This is a genomic window from Candidatus Krumholzibacteriota bacterium (assembly GCA_034520215.1).
Lineage (GTDB): Bacteria > Krumholzibacteriota > Krumholzibacteriia > Krumholzibacteriales > WJIX01 > JAGHBT01.
Genome location: JAXHNR010000002.1, coordinates 291,198 through 306,712, shown reverse-complemented (window position 1 = coordinate 306,712; position 15,515 = coordinate 291,198). Strand labels below are relative to the sequence as shown.

Below are 15,515 nucleotides of genomic sequence, written 5' to 3'. Positions count from 1 at the left end.
CAAAACTTTAAGAAAATCTATAACTGTTCATTAGGTAACGAGACTTTAAGAAGTTTCGTGAAACTGTTAACTCTTACTTACGAATTTTACAAATGATTATTACATAATCCTCTATCCGGCCACAAAGAGCAGGCTGACGGAACGGCTGAAAAGATGATCGTAAGACTGCTCCTTCGGGCATAATTATGAACAGGAAAACCTATGACGAATAATGACCAACCCACGATATGCGCTGTTTCCCTTGATTCTTCCGGAGATATAAAGAAGATTATTAAAGCTATGGCCGGGGGTTCCCCGGTGTCCGCGACGGGGGAAGAACTCCGTTTCATAGACCCTTCCCGCCGGTTTGGCATAGCCTCTACGAAAAGTGAAAACAATAACGGCTTCTTCCGCTATTCCAGCACGGAGCTGGCCGTAGCCTTTACCGGCAGGATCACAAATCACACGAAGCTCGCCTCCGAGTCCTTAAAAGAGGGCGGGAATCCGAACCCCGGCTTCGCGGAACTGGCAGCCCGGCTTTATCTTCGTTATGGTTTTGATTTCATCGACCGGCTTCAGGGACACTTCAGCATAATAATTTGGGACGGCAAACAAGAACAGCTCCTGGCATTCAGGGATCAGGCCGGATTCCTTCCGCTCTTCTACGCCCTTTCAGACGGGCGGATTCGGGCGGTGGCCTCGAGCATAAAGCCCCTGGTCTATTCTGGAATTGTGCCGACCTCCTACGACCGCCGGGCGATAAACTATTTTATCTGCGACAAGGCCTTTACCGATGAAGACACGCCTTTTGAGGCGATAAGGGCTCTGGGGGCCGGAGAAGCGCTTATCATAAAAAAGGCAGAGTGGAGAAAGAAACGATACTACCACATTCCGATCAGTAAAAAGCCGATGAGTGAAAGAGAGGCGGTAGACAGAGCCGATAAGCTCCTTGCCAGCCTGCTGGAAGAATACACGCGGAACTTTGATCGAATCGGTCTTCTGCTCAGCGGCGGCGTCGATTCCATGCTGCTGTTGAGCGCCCTTAAGAAGGTCACCGACAAACCGCTGCTGACATATTCGATATCAGTCAAAACGGGGGCTACGGACAACGAGTATGTCGAGAAAGCCTCCCGGTATTTCGGAACCCGCCATACTGATATATACCTGGACGAATCAACTTTTCACAGTCACCTGACAGACCTGATCAAATCATATCCTACTCCGGCGGCAGGCGCCTGGCATATCTACCTTGGTACCCTCGCGGCCGGGAGGGACGGAGTGCGGGGAGTTCTGGCCGGTTTCGGAGGAGAACTGGTATTCGGCATTCCGCCGGCGTACAGATATTTCGAAAAGCTTCACAATCTTTTCGGATCTTTAGACCCTCGAAAACCTTTTCATGAAAATCTTCTCAAGCTTCAGGGAAAGGTGGGCAGTCTGCTCAGCGGCGTTATTCCTCAAGCCGGGCTGCTTAGCGGATACTCTGACCTGCGAAGGGGAATTTGGAGCTGGCTGGGATCCAGGTTGCAGGAACCCCGGGTTCACCGCCTCTTCTTGTCCAGCGAGGAAAAATTCCCCCCGGTCAGGGATAAATACCTGCGCGATTACGCCGAGTCTAACGCGGATAATCTGACCGACACCCTCCTCTACTCCCGCCTGAAGAATTTTGAAGGGAACAAGGTGCTTGGTAAATGCAACGGGATCGCGCGTATAAACAAAGTAGAACTTTTGATGCCCTTTATGGACAGAAGAATGGTTGAATTCGGATTCAGTATTCCGCACAGGCTGAAGAGGACCGGTGGTCGATACCGGCATCTGGAACATAAGCTGGCTGAAAGATATCACGATTTCGAAAGGGACAAATCGGCTTTCATTGTGCCGTTCAGCGACTGGCTGCGATCCGACCCGCCGCAGGAGGCTGAAACAGCCTTTGAGCCTGAACGGATCAGGAAAAAGGGTATCTTCAATGACCGGAAGCTTAGAGGCCTCTGGGAGGAGTTTCTTCAAGGCGACCCCAGCATCACCTGGGCAGACATATTCGTTTTTATATCACTGGATATATGGCTCGAAGAGGTCATGAAAGGCTGATTCCCGGGCCCGCTCAAGCTTAGAATTAGGGTAAGGGGTAAAGGTTTCATCCGGCTCCCATAGTGTCAGTCAGTTAAGAATCAGCTCCATATGAAGACCAGCTTTCTGTCTTGATACTCGTTCGTAATGTTCCGTATTGGCGGCAGGCCGCCTTGCGAATGAACTTCTGCCCGGCGGTCAATACGTATTTGAAATAACGCTCCACGGGAGGCGGAAGCTTGGCAAAGGAATCTAAATCGACTGCCCTGCCGGTTGACTCAGGCGCGCTCTTAAGAAGGTCTGCTTCTATCTGTTTCACCTTTGAGGATTCGAGCTTCCGCCCGATAAACACGGCAACGGCAGCTCCAAAGACAATAACTCCGCCGGAAATTAAAACCCATTTAGTTATTTTCACGGGTAACCTCGAGCGTAAGTCTAACCTTCAGCTTCATTTTCTGTCACCTGTCTGACGCGGCTTATGCCCCGCAGCTGCTGTAACATCCAGGACCTGCTGCAAGCGGCTTTAAGGTCTCCCGGGAGTTAACTGAGCTTGACAGCTGTTCCGTACACCAAGAGCTCGGCAGCGCTTCCTACAACACTCGTGGTCATATAGCGAACGTTGATTACGGCATCCGCCCCCATTCCGGCAGCCTTCACCTTCATCCGGCTGGTAGCGGATTTTCGCGCCTTCCCCATCATCTCTGTGTATTCGGTCAATTCTCCACCAAGAATGAGTCTGACCAAGGCGGACAAATCTCTGCCCAGCCAGATAGCAAATACCGTGTGGCCCTGGACAATACCCAAAACCTCTGTGATCTCACGGCCGGGGGGTGTATCAGTGTTTATCAGCAGTACCTCGCGGTCGGGCTCAGGAGATACCGGTTCTTCCGCGAATGCCCTCCGTGTCCTCTTTTCGAAAGCCAATGTCACAAGAACAACAAGAATGCCTCCCAGAAGACCGAAAATCGCAATTTGCAGCCACAGCGGCACAGCTGGATCTTCCGCGATAAGCACATACCAGGGTACGCCGACAAATATAACAACGAACAAACCAACTACGAATATCAACGAGCCGATCTGCCTAAGTACTTTCATCGCTCCTCCTCTATATATGGCCGGCTGCTACATAGCATACAGCCCCGCATAATCAAATAACCGCTGTATACCTCGAATAATTCCAAATTATTTGTCTTCAGATTGCCGTAATTAAATATTATCAAATGAGTCCGTAATTACGCAACCGATTAATTATGGCGCATAATCACTGCATTATACCGTTCGGCAGGTTATCCGCGAGCCGCTCAGAAGAAATCTCTGGAAGCCGGTTCCCATTGCAGAGCCCTCTCGGCAGGCGTATCACTTGAGGGCTCTCGTGATAAATTCGTTCTCTGCTCTTCAAGGAGAACCGGTTCTGTCATAGATGATCGCCGCGGCAACGACGCCCGCCCGGCGAAGAACGAGGCAACGATCGCCGCCGCGATGAGCAGAGCTCCCAGATAGACCGGAATCGGCCTTGGCCGGAATGCCGTCAGCCAGGACGGCGATGACCTGCGGCCGTACTTTTGCGCGTAGCGTTTCATCACCGATCGCTTTACATTTCGGCCAAGATCGATTCGGTAGTTTTTCAGTTCTTCTTCGATATCAAAATCTTTTTTCACTTCTTATCTCCTTTGCGTATCGTCTTGAGCGGTGTCGGAAAGCCCGCGGCGGGAAATTGCCAGTGACAGGCCTCATTTCTTACCGCGTCTAACGGCTCGCTCTCCGTGCCCCCACCTTCTCACGCAGCACCTTCACCGCGTAGTGCATGCGGCTTCTCGCCGTACCCTCCGGTATACCGAGCATCTCCGCTATCTCACCGTACGGAAGTCCGCCGCCGATCCTGAGAGATACCACCTCGCGCATATGCTCGGGGAGGTGAGAGACTAGCCTCACCAGCCTTACAGCGAGCGCCTCCCTGGAGAAATCGCAAGGCGGGTTCGCCGTGGCGGCCGCGCCCTCGAGATCGCCGGGATCGACAGGGATCTCTCTTGAACGTGCGCGAACGTAATTACGCCCGACGTTAAGCGCGATAGTATAGAGCCAGTGGGCAAACGGCCGCAGAGGCCTGTAGGATGAAAGGGAAGCTATGACCCGGCAGAAAACCTCCTGCGTCAGATCACAAACCGCTTCCCGGTCCGGTCCCGCGTAGGAGGCGAGAGCGCGAGCAACCCCCTCCGCGTGGCGGTCGTAGAGCTTCTCGAACGCGCCGGCGTCTCCCTTTCTCGCCAGGATGACCAGGCCGGCATCGCTCATCCGCTTTCGTTCTTCACTTCTCACTATTTCAAAAGCTTTCCTATGTAGCCGATTTCTCCAGTCATATCGTGAAACTCCGCGATTTGAAGGGCGCGCTCGAGAAGACGGTCTCTCGTCTCCGCCTCCACCCCGTCGAGCTGTGAATGCTTAATCATGGCAACAACGCAGTTCCGGAAAAGCTGCGCTATGCTTGGATAAAGATCCCACGCGAAGTTCCAATCGGTCGCGGAATCCAGCCGGTACCGTTCGAGAATCAGATCCGCCGCCTCAGCCGCGCCCAGCCCCTCTCCGGCAGCCCGCATATTGATCCCTTCTATCTCATGTTCGAGCTCGAATCCGAGTTGACCGAGCGGAACCGAAACCGCAAAATAGACCGGCGCCTTCTCCTCTTCTACGATCTGCTCGAGTAACTTCCGGGCGCGGATTTTTCCGTCCCCCTCGTCCGGCACGCGGTCGGGTCGTATCGCCGGATTGCGTTCGAACAACGCCTCGGCGAACGGCTCTATTTCCAAGAGGTGGCGGTTGATGACCACGACGTCGTCTCTGAACCCCATTCCCGCCTGAAGAGCTATAGGCGGAAAGGTGTCATTATCCCCGTTGGTGATCAGAACGGCCCCTCGCGGCAACCCCACCAGCATGTTATAGGCATAATCCTGAAGCGGCCGGCGTATCATTCTTCTATCGAAGATCGTCTTGAATATTTCGTCCGCCCGCTTTAGCTCCCCCCTCCGCAGGTAAATCGATACCAATGAAGTCAACGCGTCCTCGTAATCGGGGGCGATTTCCCTGCATTTTACGAGAAGCTTCTCCGCCTCATCCGTTCGCTCCCCCTCTACCCCCAGAATCTTCCCGGCGAAAGCGAGCGCCTTCGGATTCTCAGGCTCCAGCTCGACCGCCCGTTCCGCCGCCCGCACGGCCGCCTCTATCTCTCCGCTGTAATGGTAGGCCATTCCGAGATTGACCAGCGCCTCAGCGGTCTCCCCGTACCTGTCAATATGCTCTTGCCATTTTTTGGCGAGAGCGACATAGGAAGCCTTGCTGAGTCCCCGCTCGGTGAGCTTCGGCACCTGCTGCGTCTGGGATCGCGGCGCCGTTGCTGCGACAAGCACGAATAGCGCGCATATCGCCGCACAACTCCATATGAATCGTCTCATGTTCCCTCCTTGATTCTATTACTGCATCATAATACGGCTGTCATAATAAGAACACGAAACAACAGAAAACGTTCACGAAAAAATGCCGGCGGCGTTGAGATATCGGTTTAGAGTTTCCCCGCAAAAGAAGAAATAAGCGCTGACGCCTTGTCATAATAAAAATTAAATGGTCGGGGTGATAGGATTTGAACCTACGACTTCCTGCTCCCAAAGCAGGCGCGCTAACCGAACTGCGCCACACCCCGCCATAAATTTCCGGTAAACCGCTTATATACTCATAAAAGTAAGTTAATGGAGTGGTATAAAGTCAAGAAAAAGAATTTATATATCAATCCCCTTGTCCTTAAGCACCTTATTATAAATCTCCGTTATCTTTTCATAGTGCGACTTTGAGTTATAAACCTTCTCCGCCTTTTCTCTTCCGCGCTGTCCGAGTTCGCGCCTCAGGGCCGGGCTGGAGATGAGCTTTTCCAACCTGGCGGCCAGGATGCCGGAGTCTCCGGGGGGAAAAAGATATCCGTTTACACCGTCTTTGACCATTTCGGGAATTCCGCCGATATCAGATGCGACTACGGCCTTGCCCACCGCGAAGGCCTCTATTATGGAAAAGGGAAGGTTCTCATACCAGCGCGAAGGGAGTACCGCGAACTGCGCCCGTGAGAGTATATGCCTTAATTCATCCTTTGACTTGTGTCCTGTGAATTCAACATTATCGGCGCCAAGGCGCGCGGCCAACCCCTTCAGCCTCTCTTCTTCAGGCCCCCCGCCCACTATCAGCAGCCTGCCGCTCTGAAGCTTCGCCGCCGCCTCTATCAGAATGTCTATTCCCTTTTCGAAACTTAATCTTCCCGAATAAATAAAATAATCTTCCTCTTCGGGGTCTGAAGCGAAAGAGGAGAGATCAACGAAATTCGGAACAGCCGTTATCCTGCCCTCATCGAAACCGGCGCTTACCAGCTTCCCCTTTAGAAACAAGCTCGGCGTAATAAAATGACTTACGCGGTTTTTGACACGGGTAAGGCGGCCAAAATAGGCAGACAGCATCGCCACCAGACTCGCCGGCAGGCTGCCCTTCTTACATCGGCGCAGAAGAACATTATAAAACCTGCCGGGAAGACATCGCTCGCAGATTTCGCCTTTGCTGAGGAACGTTGAATTCGGACAGATCAGCCTGTAATCATGAAGTGTCCATACGATAGGGATCCCCCTGCTGTAAAAGGGTTTGACGATAGATGTTGAAAGATGATCGTGAATGTTATGAAAATGGGCTATGTCCGGTTTAAAACTCTCAATGAGCTCTGTTATATTCCGGGCTGCTTCCCTGTTGTATATACTCTTTGTGATCACCTTGGCGGCAGAACGGGGAGAAAAATCTTCAAGAAGCTGCGGAAAATCAATCTCGGATGCAAAATAGCCGGAGTATTCAGATTCTATATTCTCAGGATGACTCATGGAAAAATGAGCGACCTTATGTCCCCTGTCGCGATGCAGCTTCGTCAGGTTGAACATATATGTAGAGTCGCCGCCTCGGTAGAAATGAAACTTCTGCGCCATAAGAATTCTCAATATATCTCCCCTTCTTCGAGAAAGAATATATCGCCGAAAACAAACTTTTTCACTCTTTTAAGAAAAATAGCCGAAATCTCAATATTATTCAACGAATTATAAGGATTCAACTGCTTTCCAGAACCCCAAAACAGCTTGACGGGAGAGCAGTTTTGTATTATATGAAAAATAGTGCGAATGATATTTCAGCTATGATCGGAGGCCTCCGGTGAAGATTACTAACGTTCTTTCAATAACAGGAATTACAGTTGCTTTTATAATGATTATAGCCAGCCCCGCGTTAGGCCAGGCAAACGCCGGTAAGGGCGTAGTTCATATCGGCGGTTCGTTCAATCAGCCGTTTATCGACGATGCCGATTCCGGGTTTTTAGGGGCAGATATCTTTGCCGGAAAGATGTTCACGGACAAGCTGTGTTTGGGATTCAGAGCCGGCTACGACATAATATCCTTCCAGAGATACTCAAACGGTTTTAATAAGCAGCTCGGCGTCATTCCCCTTCAGATTAGAGCGAAATACTACCACACTTTCTCCAGAATGCTTCAAGGCTACGGCTCGCTCGGCGCGGGTGTCTTCAGAACCCAGAACCAGCTCGGCGGAGAAGAAGTAGGAGGCATTAAATCCGCGGCAAATTGCGGCGGCGGTTCTATCTCCGTGGGGCTTGATTACTGGTTTCTGCTCACCACGGGAGTCGGATTTGAACTTGAATATAATTTCTTCAAAGTCCCGGACGGAGGAGATATGCTGAGTTATCTCTCCGTGAGAGTAGCTTACTGCAAAATCGGATTCTAGCTTACCCCTTATTTAAAAGACCGCTTGAAAAATCAATTCCGCCCTATCATTCCTCGCGGCCTAAGCTCTTCTTATCCATTTGAGGATTTCCCTCGCGTCGGGGCGCTTGCCGTACATAAGAATGCCTATCCGGAATATCTTAGCCGCGACCTGCCCCGCGATGTATATGCTCCCGAGCATGATAAGAATACTCAAGGCTATCTGCCACGCGGGAGGTGTCAGAATGTTAATGCGCATGAACATCACAATAGGAGTGAAGAAGGGTATCATCGATACCACGGTGGCGAAAGTCCCGTCGGGATTCTGAATAATAATCATCGGAACTATTATAGTAAAGGCAAGCGCCATAACCACCGGCGTCTGCAGCTGCTGCGCTTCCCTGTCGGTGTTGCATATAGCTCCTATTCCGGCGAACATCGTTGAATAGAAAAGAAAACCCAGAAGGTAGTAGACAATAAAGAAAACTATGGTCACAGGAGAGAACGCGCTGAATTTGGCTATAGTACCCCCCATCGAAAGGCCGTAGGCGGAGAGAGCCCCCGCAAAGACACCCCAGATAGCGTACTGAGTCAATCCCACCGAACCTACGCCCAGGATCTTTCCGCCCAGAAGGTCGAAGGGTTTTACCGAAGAGAGGAGCACTTCTATGATCCTGTTGTTCTTCTCCTCTATGATACTGCGCTCAACGGCAATCCCCCACATAAGAATAGTCATGTAGAGCATCATTATAAAAATAAAACTGGAGAAATAGAGAAAATCAAAATCGCTTTCCTTCTCCTCGCCCTTTTCTACCTGAATGGTTTTCAGATCCACCTTTTCTATCAGATCCTTCACCACAGAGTAATCCATCCCCTCGGAAGAGAGGCGCCTGCTTACGACGCTGTGAGTCAATTCGCTCTTTATCCGCCCTATGGATTTGATATCCCCAACCCTTTTTCCGTAAAAAACCGCTTTCCCTTCAGTCGTGATGTCTGAGGGGATAACAAGATATCCGTCTATAATACCCTCGCCGACCCGCCGGTTGAGTTCACCTTTGATCTCTTCGAATTCATCCCGCCCGCTTACCTCCAGAGGTGAAATGTCAAACATCATCCTGCCGTCATCGAGGGTGTCGGAGAGACTCTCCTTCAATTCACCGTAGATAGAACCGCCCGTCATGTCGACTATCTCCAGCCTTGTCTGCCTCTGGCCTCCGCGGTTTAAAATAAGAGCCGGCGCGAGAATCATTACGCCCATTAATACAGGCCCGAGAATAGTACCTATTAGAAAACTCTTTCTCTTTACCCTCTGCAGATATTCCCTCTTAGCTATTTTTAAGAGTTTCATTTCCCACCTCACCTCCTTCTTCCTTTACTTTGGTAATAAATATGTCGTGAAGGGACATCTCACCCACTTCGTATCTGTCCACCTTTCCGTTATCAAGGGCCGCCCGGAGAATCCTCTCGGGGTCGGTCCCCTCTTTTACGGTCACGGAAAGATCCTGGCCGAAGCTTCTTACCTCTTCTACTTCCGGATGGTTTTCGAGAACTTTGATATCTCCTGAGAATTTCAGCGATATAACATTCTTGCTATAATCCAGTTTGATGCCGGAAAGATCGCCTTCGAGCACCTTTTTTCCCTTGTTTATAAGGCAGATTTTCTCGCACAGCTTTTCAACCTGATCCATAAGATGCGTGGATAAAATCACCGTTTTTCCCTGATTCTTCATATCAATCACAATATCTTTCAAAAACTGGGTGTTAATCGGATCGAGCCCGGCAAAGGGTTCGTCTAAGATAACAAGTTCGGGATCGTGAAGAACTGTAGATACAAATTGGATCTTCTGCTGCATCCCCTTAGAGAGCGCGTCAACGTTCTTGTCAGCCCACTCGCTCAAATCGACCCTTTCAAGCCACTCCGCGGCCCTCTTTCTGGCGACATCTGCGCTTATCCCTTTTATCTCGCCGAGAAAGACAAGATGGTCGAGAACCTTCATCCTCCTGTATAACCCGCGTTCCTCGGGAAGGTAGCCTATTCTTTCTTTCATCTTCTCGCTGAACGGTTTATCAAAGATCCTTATTCTGCCTTCATCCGGATAAATTATTCCCATAATCATCCTGATAGTTGTTGATTTGCCGGCCCCGTTGGGACCGAGAAGGCCGTAGATGCCGCCCGGCTCGATGCTGACTGAAAGATCATCCACAGCCCTTAATTCATCGTATGTCTTTATAACATTTTCGAGTTCAAGCAATCCTAATCCTCCCTGTCAGATTGATTCACCGTCACCCCTGCCGGGCAGAACGCGAACTCCCTCTGATTTCTCTATTTAATGAAAGAGAACAATTAAACATCTCTCTTTTTAAGACCAAAATAACTCGCCAAAAGGCTCTTCATCTCCACAAGTGCTCTGTAGCGGTGGCTGATCCTGTTCTTCTCCTTCCGGCTCATCTGCGCCGCGGTCCTCCCCTCTTGGGGAATGTAGAAGACAGGGTCGTATCCAAACCCATTCTCTCCGGCCGGCTTGTCAGATATTCTTCCATACAGAAAGCCCTCTGTTACAAACGCTCCGGGCGACCGATCCCGTCCGCCCCGGAGCGGGTCTTCCGGTCCGTCCTCTTCAATCTCCTTGATGTGTGACAGAAGATACTCTGAAATTTCATTGTCTTCACAGCCGGAGACGGTTTTCGGCAAGGGATAAAGTGCCATAACACATCTGAACCTCGCTCCCCTTTTCGATTCCGGAACACCCTTTAATTCGTCAAGCAGCTTTATATATCTTTCGCTGTCATCTAAGCCTTCTCCCCCGTATCTGGCCGACCTGACCCCCGGCCCGCCCCCGAGATAATCCACTTCTATACCCGAATCATCCGCCAGAGCCATTACCTGTGTCTTCCGGTAAGCCGCCCCGGCCTTTATCAGGGCGTTTTCCAGAAAGGTCTCCCCGGTTTCTTCCGGATCGGGAAAGCTCTCAAAGTCCTCTGCGCTTAAGATCTCAATATCAAGGTCCGAGAGGATCCCCTTTATCTCTGAAATCTTTCCCCTGTTGCCCGTTGCCAGAACAAGTTTCAGGTCCACTTCAGACACCTTTTCTCCCTTTCAATTATTTTTGCGATACCCCTGCCGGCGGATTTTGCGAGAGAAGACAGCTGGCGTGAGGTAAACGCCCTCTCCTCGGCCGTTCCCTGAACTTCAATAAAATCACCTTCTTCATTCATCACGATATTCATATCCACTTCGGCTTTTACATCCTCGGAATAATCGATGTCGAGATATACACTGCCCCCCACAATCCCAACGCTTACGGCGCCTATAAAGAACTTTATTGCCTCATTTGCGAGTTTGAGCTTTTTCAGCACACCCGCGAGGGCTATAAAACTCCCGTTTATAGAGGCGGTCCGCGTTCCGCCGTCCGCTTCGATCACGTCACAATCAACGGTTATTGTTCTGGGGCCAATCTTTTCAAGGTCCACCGCGGCCCTGAGAGATCTTCCGATCAAACGCTGGATCTCCTGAGTTCTCCCCTTAAGACGCCCCCTCCTCGATTCCCGCACTATCCTCACGGGACTGGACCGGGGAAGCATCGAGTATTCAGCCGTAATCCATCCCTGCCCGGCGCCGCGGAGAAAAGGCGGAACCTTCTCCTCAATCGAAGCAACGCATATCACCCTCGTGTTTCCCATTTCGAAAAGCACTGAATTTTCAGCGCTTTTTATATAGTTTCTCTTGATTTTTATGGTCCTCAGCTGATCTCTTCTCGTTCTTCCGTCATTCCTTGGCATTTGACCCTCTTTCCCCCCTGTTAAACCTGAATCTTTGTAACCTCGCCGAGAGACCTTCCCAGAAACCTTTCGCCGATCTCTCTGAACTTATACGGCACATCACTCATGAATACTTTAATCTCCCCGCCGCTTCCCGCTCTTTTCTTCAAATCATTGCCGATAAGAATCTTTTCAACCTCAACCGCGCATTCATTCGCGGAATCAACAAGCCTGACGCCGGGCCCCATCACCTTTGAAATCACCCCTTTGAGCAGAGGGTAGTGGGTACATCCGAGCACAACCGTGTCGGGACCGAAATCAATCACCTCTTTAAGGTATTTTTCGGCAACAAGCCTTGTTACATCATTGTCCAGCCAGCCCTCCTCGGCAAGAGAGACAAACAGGGGGCAGGCCTTGCTGAATATTTCCAAATCCGGATTTATCGCCTGAAGGGCTTTCCGGTAAGCGCCGGAACGAATCGTCGCAGTAGTTCCGATAACAGCCACCCTGGCGCTTTTTGTAGCTTTAGACGCCCCAAGCGCCCCCGGCAGCAGCACCCCTGTTACAGGCATATCCTCTTCGGACTTCAGAACGGGGAGCGCCACGGCCGAGACAGTATTGCAGGCCACTACTATCAACTTTATATTTCTGGATTTCAGGAACTTGAGGTTTTCTCTGGCAAATCCAAGGACAGTTTCCGGGCTCTTTGTCCCGTAAGGGACACGGGCGCTGTCGCCGAAATAAACGATTCCCTCGCCCGGAAGCCTCCTGATCAGTTCACGCACAACCGTAAGACCCCCGATCCCCGAATCGAACACCCCTATTCCCTTACTCCTGTTATCTTCCATCAAGCTCACTTTTCTTTAATAAATGCCGGGAGTAATAAATGATTGCCGGCTCTGTTCTACCGCCATTCTCTAACGCTCAAAGGACTGTCCACCTTGTAATGTCCGGCGATAGTATCAACGGGATAACCGCCGACCAGAAACTGTACCCTTGCCACCTGCGGAAAATTCACACCGATAGTTTTAAGGATCATCTTTATCGTATAATATTCCCCGGCGCTGCCCCCCTCGTGGTTTGAAATTAGATCCCTGCTGAAATCAAGATAAACCGTCTTCTTATCCTCAACACGAAAGACTCTCTCTATCTTGGTTCCGCGGGGTATCGCTGAAACACGCCCCCCTTTTTCAGGTCCCTCTAAAAGGGCTTCTATCACCTGCTTTACCTCATTTTCAAACCCGCCCTCGCTTGTAATGTCTCTGGTTTCCGAAACGAGACCGTCCGCCGTGCTGTTACCGAAAAACAGGGTGACCGTTCTTATTTCGCCGGGCACTTCCCTTACCGTTCCGGGCCTCTTCACTTCCCTGCTCCTCCAGCGGCTTACAAATATCACTGCCGCGATTATCACAAAAAGGGCGATTAGAACAAACATGATCTTTCGTCCTATATTTTCCTCTTTCATTTTTCACACCTTATCGTTTATAAACATAATCCACTGAAAACCGCCCCCGGCTCCTTTTCCTAAGGGGCTTGGGCGCCAAGGCCGTTAGCGCTGAAATCTCTCACGGCTTCAACAATCCCCTCGCAAACAACTCTTCTGAACTTATTATCCATAAGCAGCTTTTCCTCCCGCGGATTCGAGAGAAAAGCGATTTCAACAAGTACCGCCGGCATTTTTACCCCCCTTAGCACCCTGAGCCCCGCCTGCCGCACGCCTCTGTTTCTGATATTTAATCTCTCACCCAGGGATTTCTGGATAATTTCCGCCAAATCGCTGCTTTCATTTATAAATTCATTCTGAACCATATCCCAGAGAATAAAATCAAGCTCTTCGAGCTTTTCAGAGTCAAGATCAGATCCTTCGAATCTTATCGAAGAGTTCTCCTGTTCCGCCTGGCGGCTTTCCTCGTAGTTACGGGCCGGTGAGAGAAAAAATGTTTCGAACCCTCCGGCATCCTCGCTGAACCAACCGTTACAGTGTATGCTTATAAAAAGATCCCCCTTCTGTACGTTTGCTATTTCACCCCTTCTGTCGAGGGGAACTATCTTGTCGGTTCTCCTGGTCAGAACAACCTCGACCCCGAGTCTTTCAATAAGCATTCGCTTTAGCATCCTGGATATTTCGAGATTTACCAGCTTTTCCTCGATTCCGGAGTCGCTTACCCTTCCCGCGTCATCTCCCCCGTGCCCCGGATCGATCACAACCCTTTTGACCTCCACATTTATCTGTTCCGCCGTCTTTTCTCTTAAAATCTCAACCATTTTTTTGCTGGCGAAATCAGCATCCGGTATTTCGGGCAGTTCACCCTTTTCTAAGAAGATAACAAGTTTTCTGTCTTCGGAATCTTCCCCGGCGGGCCCCAGAAATTCCACGCGGAAGCGTCTCGCGCTCTGCTGAACCTCAAAAAAGAGATAAGCGTCATACTCGGTCTGCTCTGCTCTTACCCGCTTGAAGAGTCCTTTACACTCGGTGGCGGATATCTTCAGAGTATTCATCCTGCCGCCGTATATTTTCAGTCTGAGAAGCCCCGGTGTTTCGTTATCCACGTGATAGAGAAGCTCGTCTTTGAGTGTAAGGACCGCCCTTGTTCCTTCATCGCTCTCTTCGAAGGCGATCTCCTTCACGTTATAACTCGGGTCTCCTATTGTAAGTACAAATCTCTTCTCATCGAACTCTATCTTGCCCGTTCTGGATTTTGCCAGATGATCCCTGATGAACTCGAGGGGTATCATAACAAAACCGCCGCGGTACCTCACAGGCACGCGCAGGAGAAAAGATTTATCATCCGCTGTCACTACACGGGTATCGAGTGTAAAGATATATTTCTCTGCCCCGATCCTGACTACGAGTCTCTTCCGCCCCGGCTTCCAGTATTTTGTCGCCTTGAAGATACGGGCGAGGTCATACGCGGAGATATATAGCTCTTCACTCTCACTTTCAACCTTTGAGAGTGTGATGTCTTCCGTCCGCCTTCCGTCGGCGAAGACCACTCCCAGCGTTTTTCCCTCGTCTTCCTTTGCCGGGACCCCGGTTGAGTGACAAACATTGACCGCGGCCAATAAAGCCGCGACAAGGAAAATCCCCCGCAGGATATTCTTTCCGGCAAAAGAACTATATTTACAGCTTCCGCTGTTTATCTTTAAATTCACGCCTCATCTCCCTGTTGGCGTCCCGTTCAGCAATTTCACGCCTTTTATCATAGGCCCTTTTTCCCTTTCCGAGACCGAGCTCGACTTTAACCTTTCCGTCATCATTAAAATAGAAACTCAAGGGAATAAGTGTAAACCCTTTTTGCTGGATCTTGCCGAAAATACGCTCTATTTCGCGTTTGTGCATAAGGAGTTTACGGACCCTTTTGGGCTCATGGTTAAACTGGTTTCCTTCTTTGTAGGGGCTGATGTGGGAGTTATACATAAAGAGCTCTCCGTTTTCCACAGAAGCGTAAGCGTCCTGCAGATGCGCGGTCCCGTCGCGGAGAGACTTAACTTCGGTTCCAAGAAGAGAAACCCCCGCTTCCATCCTCTCTACTATATGATAATTCTTCTTAGCTTTCCTGTTAGAGCAAACTACCTTCACAATATAAATGTCCCTTAAAATATTAAAACTAGAAAGATCAACGCAACAAACTAGCTTAAGGGAAAATTAGCAGAGGAAGGCCCGCTTTTCAAGTTAAAAGGGAACACGCGGGTAGTCTCAAAGATATCTTTCCGTCTTCCCCTCAGGCACGGAGAAACTTCCCGCCGGCAAATCCCCCCGCCCGCGGTATTACAGAATTTAAGGTGTTTCGCCCTGACTTGCCGCGACTTGGTCCCGCATTAACAAAAATTCTGCCGCTCTCTGATTATGAGAATAGCATAAAAACTCCTTTAATATCTCTATTCTCTGTTGACAATAACCTTCAACAGCTTATCTTTCGGAAAGCTTTTGCT

At 50.2% G+C, this 15,515-nt stretch carries 16 protein-coding genes and 1 tRNA gene; 2 read left to right on the top strand and 15 right to left on the bottom strand.

Annotation, left to right across the window (positions count from 1 at the left end; genetic code table 11):
• Nucleotides 1–201: 201 nt before the first annotated feature.
• Nucleotides 202–2,064, top strand: coding sequence for an asparagine synthase-related protein (locus tag U5O15_07935; protein MDZ7860580.1), 1,863 nt, complete (start codon nucleotides 202–204; stop codon nucleotides 2,062–2,064).
• 73 nt (nucleotides 2,065–2,137) lie between these two features.
• Here U5O15_07935 and U5O15_07930 read toward each other — a convergent pair whose 3' ends face one another.
• From U5O15_07930 to U5O15_07900, 7 genes are all read right to left on the bottom strand, one after another.
• Nucleotides 2,138–2,458 carry a DUF6544 family protein gene (locus tag U5O15_07930; GenBank protein MDZ7860579.1) on the bottom strand — a complete coding sequence of 107 codons (321 nt, stop codon included), beginning with the start codon at nucleotides 2,456–2,458 and terminating at the stop codon, nucleotides 2,138–2,140.
• A 125-nt stretch (nucleotides 2,459–2,583) separates the two neighbouring features.
• Nucleotides 2,584–3,138 carry a YbjQ family protein gene (locus U5O15_07925; GenBank protein MDZ7860578.1) on the bottom strand — a complete coding sequence of 185 codons (555 nt, stop codon included), beginning with the start codon at nucleotides 3,136–3,138 and terminating at the stop codon, nucleotides 2,584–2,586.
• A 206-nt stretch (nucleotides 3,139–3,344) separates the two neighbouring features.
• Entirely contained in the window at nucleotides 3,345–3,701 is a 357-nt protein-coding gene (locus tag U5O15_07920; protein ID MDZ7860577.1) for a hypothetical protein, read from the bottom strand.
• Between the two features lie 88 nt (nucleotides 3,702–3,789).
• Nucleotides 3,790–4,335 (bottom strand): RNA polymerase sigma factor, encoded by a 546-nt coding sequence (locus U5O15_07915; protein MDZ7860576.1) that lies wholly within the window; start codon nucleotides 4,333–4,335, stop codon nucleotides 3,790–3,792.
• 23 nt (nucleotides 4,336–4,358) lie between these two features.
• Nucleotides 4,359–5,489 (bottom strand): tetratricopeptide repeat protein, encoded by a 1,131-nt coding sequence (locus U5O15_07910; GenBank protein MDZ7860575.1) that lies wholly within the window; start codon nucleotides 5,487–5,489, stop codon nucleotides 4,359–4,361.
• Nucleotides 5,490–5,656: 167 nt separating this feature from the next.
• Nucleotides 5,657–5,734: transfer RNA gene (locus tag U5O15_07905), tRNA-Pro, on the bottom strand.
• Nucleotides 5,735–5,810: 76 nt separating this feature from the next.
• Entirely contained in the window at nucleotides 5,811–7,055 is a 1,245-nt protein-coding gene (locus tag U5O15_07900; GenBank protein MDZ7860574.1) for a glycosyltransferase family 4 protein, read from the bottom strand.
• A gap of 208 nt (nucleotides 7,056–7,263) precedes the next feature.
• Between U5O15_07900 and U5O15_07895 the strand changes: the two genes are divergently transcribed.
• A complete protein-coding gene (locus tag U5O15_07895; GenBank protein ID MDZ7860573.1) occupies nucleotides 7,264–7,845 on the top strand; it encodes a hypothetical protein in 582 nt (193 codons plus the stop codon).
• Nucleotides 7,846–7,905: 60 nt separating this feature from the next.
• On the opposite strand, the gene U5O15_07890 is transcribed toward U5O15_07895, so the two are convergent.
• From U5O15_07890 to smpB, 8 genes are all read right to left on the bottom strand, one after another.
• Nucleotides 7,906–9,171, bottom strand: coding sequence for an ABC transporter permease (locus tag U5O15_07890; protein ID MDZ7860572.1), 1,266 nt, complete (start codon nucleotides 9,169–9,171; stop codon nucleotides 7,906–7,908).
• Nucleotides 9,149–10,075 carry an ATP-binding cassette domain-containing protein gene (locus U5O15_07885; GenBank protein ID MDZ7860571.1) on the bottom strand — a complete coding sequence of 309 codons (927 nt, stop codon included), beginning with the start codon at nucleotides 10,073–10,075 and terminating at the stop codon, nucleotides 9,149–9,151. Before U5O15_07885 ends, U5O15_07890 begins: the two co-directional genes overlap by 23 nt.
• 92 nt (nucleotides 10,076–10,167) lie before the next feature.
• Nucleotides 10,168–10,908 carry a non-canonical purine NTP pyrophosphatase gene (locus U5O15_07880; GenBank protein MDZ7860570.1) on the bottom strand — a complete coding sequence of 247 codons (741 nt, stop codon included), beginning with the start codon at nucleotides 10,906–10,908 and terminating at the stop codon, nucleotides 10,168–10,170.
• The gene (gene rph / locus U5O15_07875) at nucleotides 10,890–11,603 is read right to left on the bottom strand and encodes a ribonuclease PH (GenBank protein ID MDZ7860569.1); all 714 of its coding nucleotides are present in this window, start codon (nucleotides 11,601–11,603) and stop codon (nucleotides 10,890–10,892) included. Before rph ends, U5O15_07880 begins: the two co-directional genes overlap by 19 nt.
• A 20-nt stretch (nucleotides 11,604–11,623) precedes the next feature.
• A complete protein-coding gene (gene murI, locus U5O15_07870; GenBank protein ID MDZ7860568.1) occupies nucleotides 11,624–12,430 on the bottom strand; it encodes a glutamate racemase in 807 nt (268 codons plus the stop codon).
• 56 nt (nucleotides 12,431–12,486) lie between these two features.
• Nucleotides 12,487–13,047, bottom strand: coding sequence for a GerMN domain-containing protein (locus U5O15_07865; protein MDZ7860567.1), 561 nt, complete (start codon nucleotides 13,045–13,047; stop codon nucleotides 12,487–12,489).
• A gap of 59 nt (nucleotides 13,048–13,106) precedes the next feature.
• Entirely contained in the window at nucleotides 13,107–14,735 is a 1,629-nt protein-coding gene (locus U5O15_07860; GenBank protein MDZ7860566.1) for an N-acetylmuramoyl-L-alanine amidase, read from the bottom strand.
• Entirely contained in the window at nucleotides 14,704–15,105 is a 402-nt protein-coding gene (gene smpB, locus U5O15_07855) for an SsrA-binding protein SmpB (protein MDZ7860565.1), read from the bottom strand. The genes U5O15_07860 and smpB overlap by 32 nt, the downstream gene beginning before the upstream one ends.
• Between the last annotated feature and the right edge of the window lie 410 nt (nucleotides 15,106–15,515).

Excerpts from the sequence above, each read along its gene's own strand:
- U5O15_07935 (MDZ7860580.1), top strand. The coding sequence starts at position 202 with ATGACGAATAATGACCAACCCACGATATGCGCTGTTTCCCTTGATTCT.
- U5O15_07925 (MDZ7860578.1), bottom strand. The coding sequence starts at position 3,138 with ATGAAAGTACTTAGGCAGATCGGCTCGTTGATATTCGTAGTTGGTTTG.
- U5O15_07915 (MDZ7860576.1), bottom strand. The coding sequence starts at position 4,335 with ATGAGCGATGCCGGCCTGGTCATCCTGGCGAGAAAGGGAGACGCCGGC.
- U5O15_07910 (MDZ7860575.1), bottom strand. The coding sequence starts at position 5,489 with ATGAGACGATTCATATGGAGTTGTGCGGCGATATGCGCGCTATTCGTG.
- U5O15_07890 (MDZ7860572.1), bottom strand. The coding sequence starts at position 9,171 with ATGAAACTCTTAAAAATAGCTAAGAGGGAATATCTGCAGAGGGTAAAG.
- rph (MDZ7860569.1), bottom strand. The coding sequence starts at position 11,603 with ATGCCAAGGAATGACGGAAGAACGAGAAGAGATCAGCTGAGGACCATA.
- murI (MDZ7860568.1), bottom strand. The coding sequence starts at position 12,430 with ATGGAAGATAACAGGAGTAAGGGAATAGGGGTGTTCGATTCGGGGATC.
- U5O15_07865 (MDZ7860567.1), bottom strand. The coding sequence starts at position 13,047 with ATGAAAGAGGAAAATATAGGACGAAAGATCATGTTTGTTCTAATCGCC.
- smpB (MDZ7860565.1), bottom strand. The coding sequence starts at position 15,105 with ATGGAAGCGGGGGTTTCTCTTCTTGGAACCGAAGTTAAGTCTCTCCGC.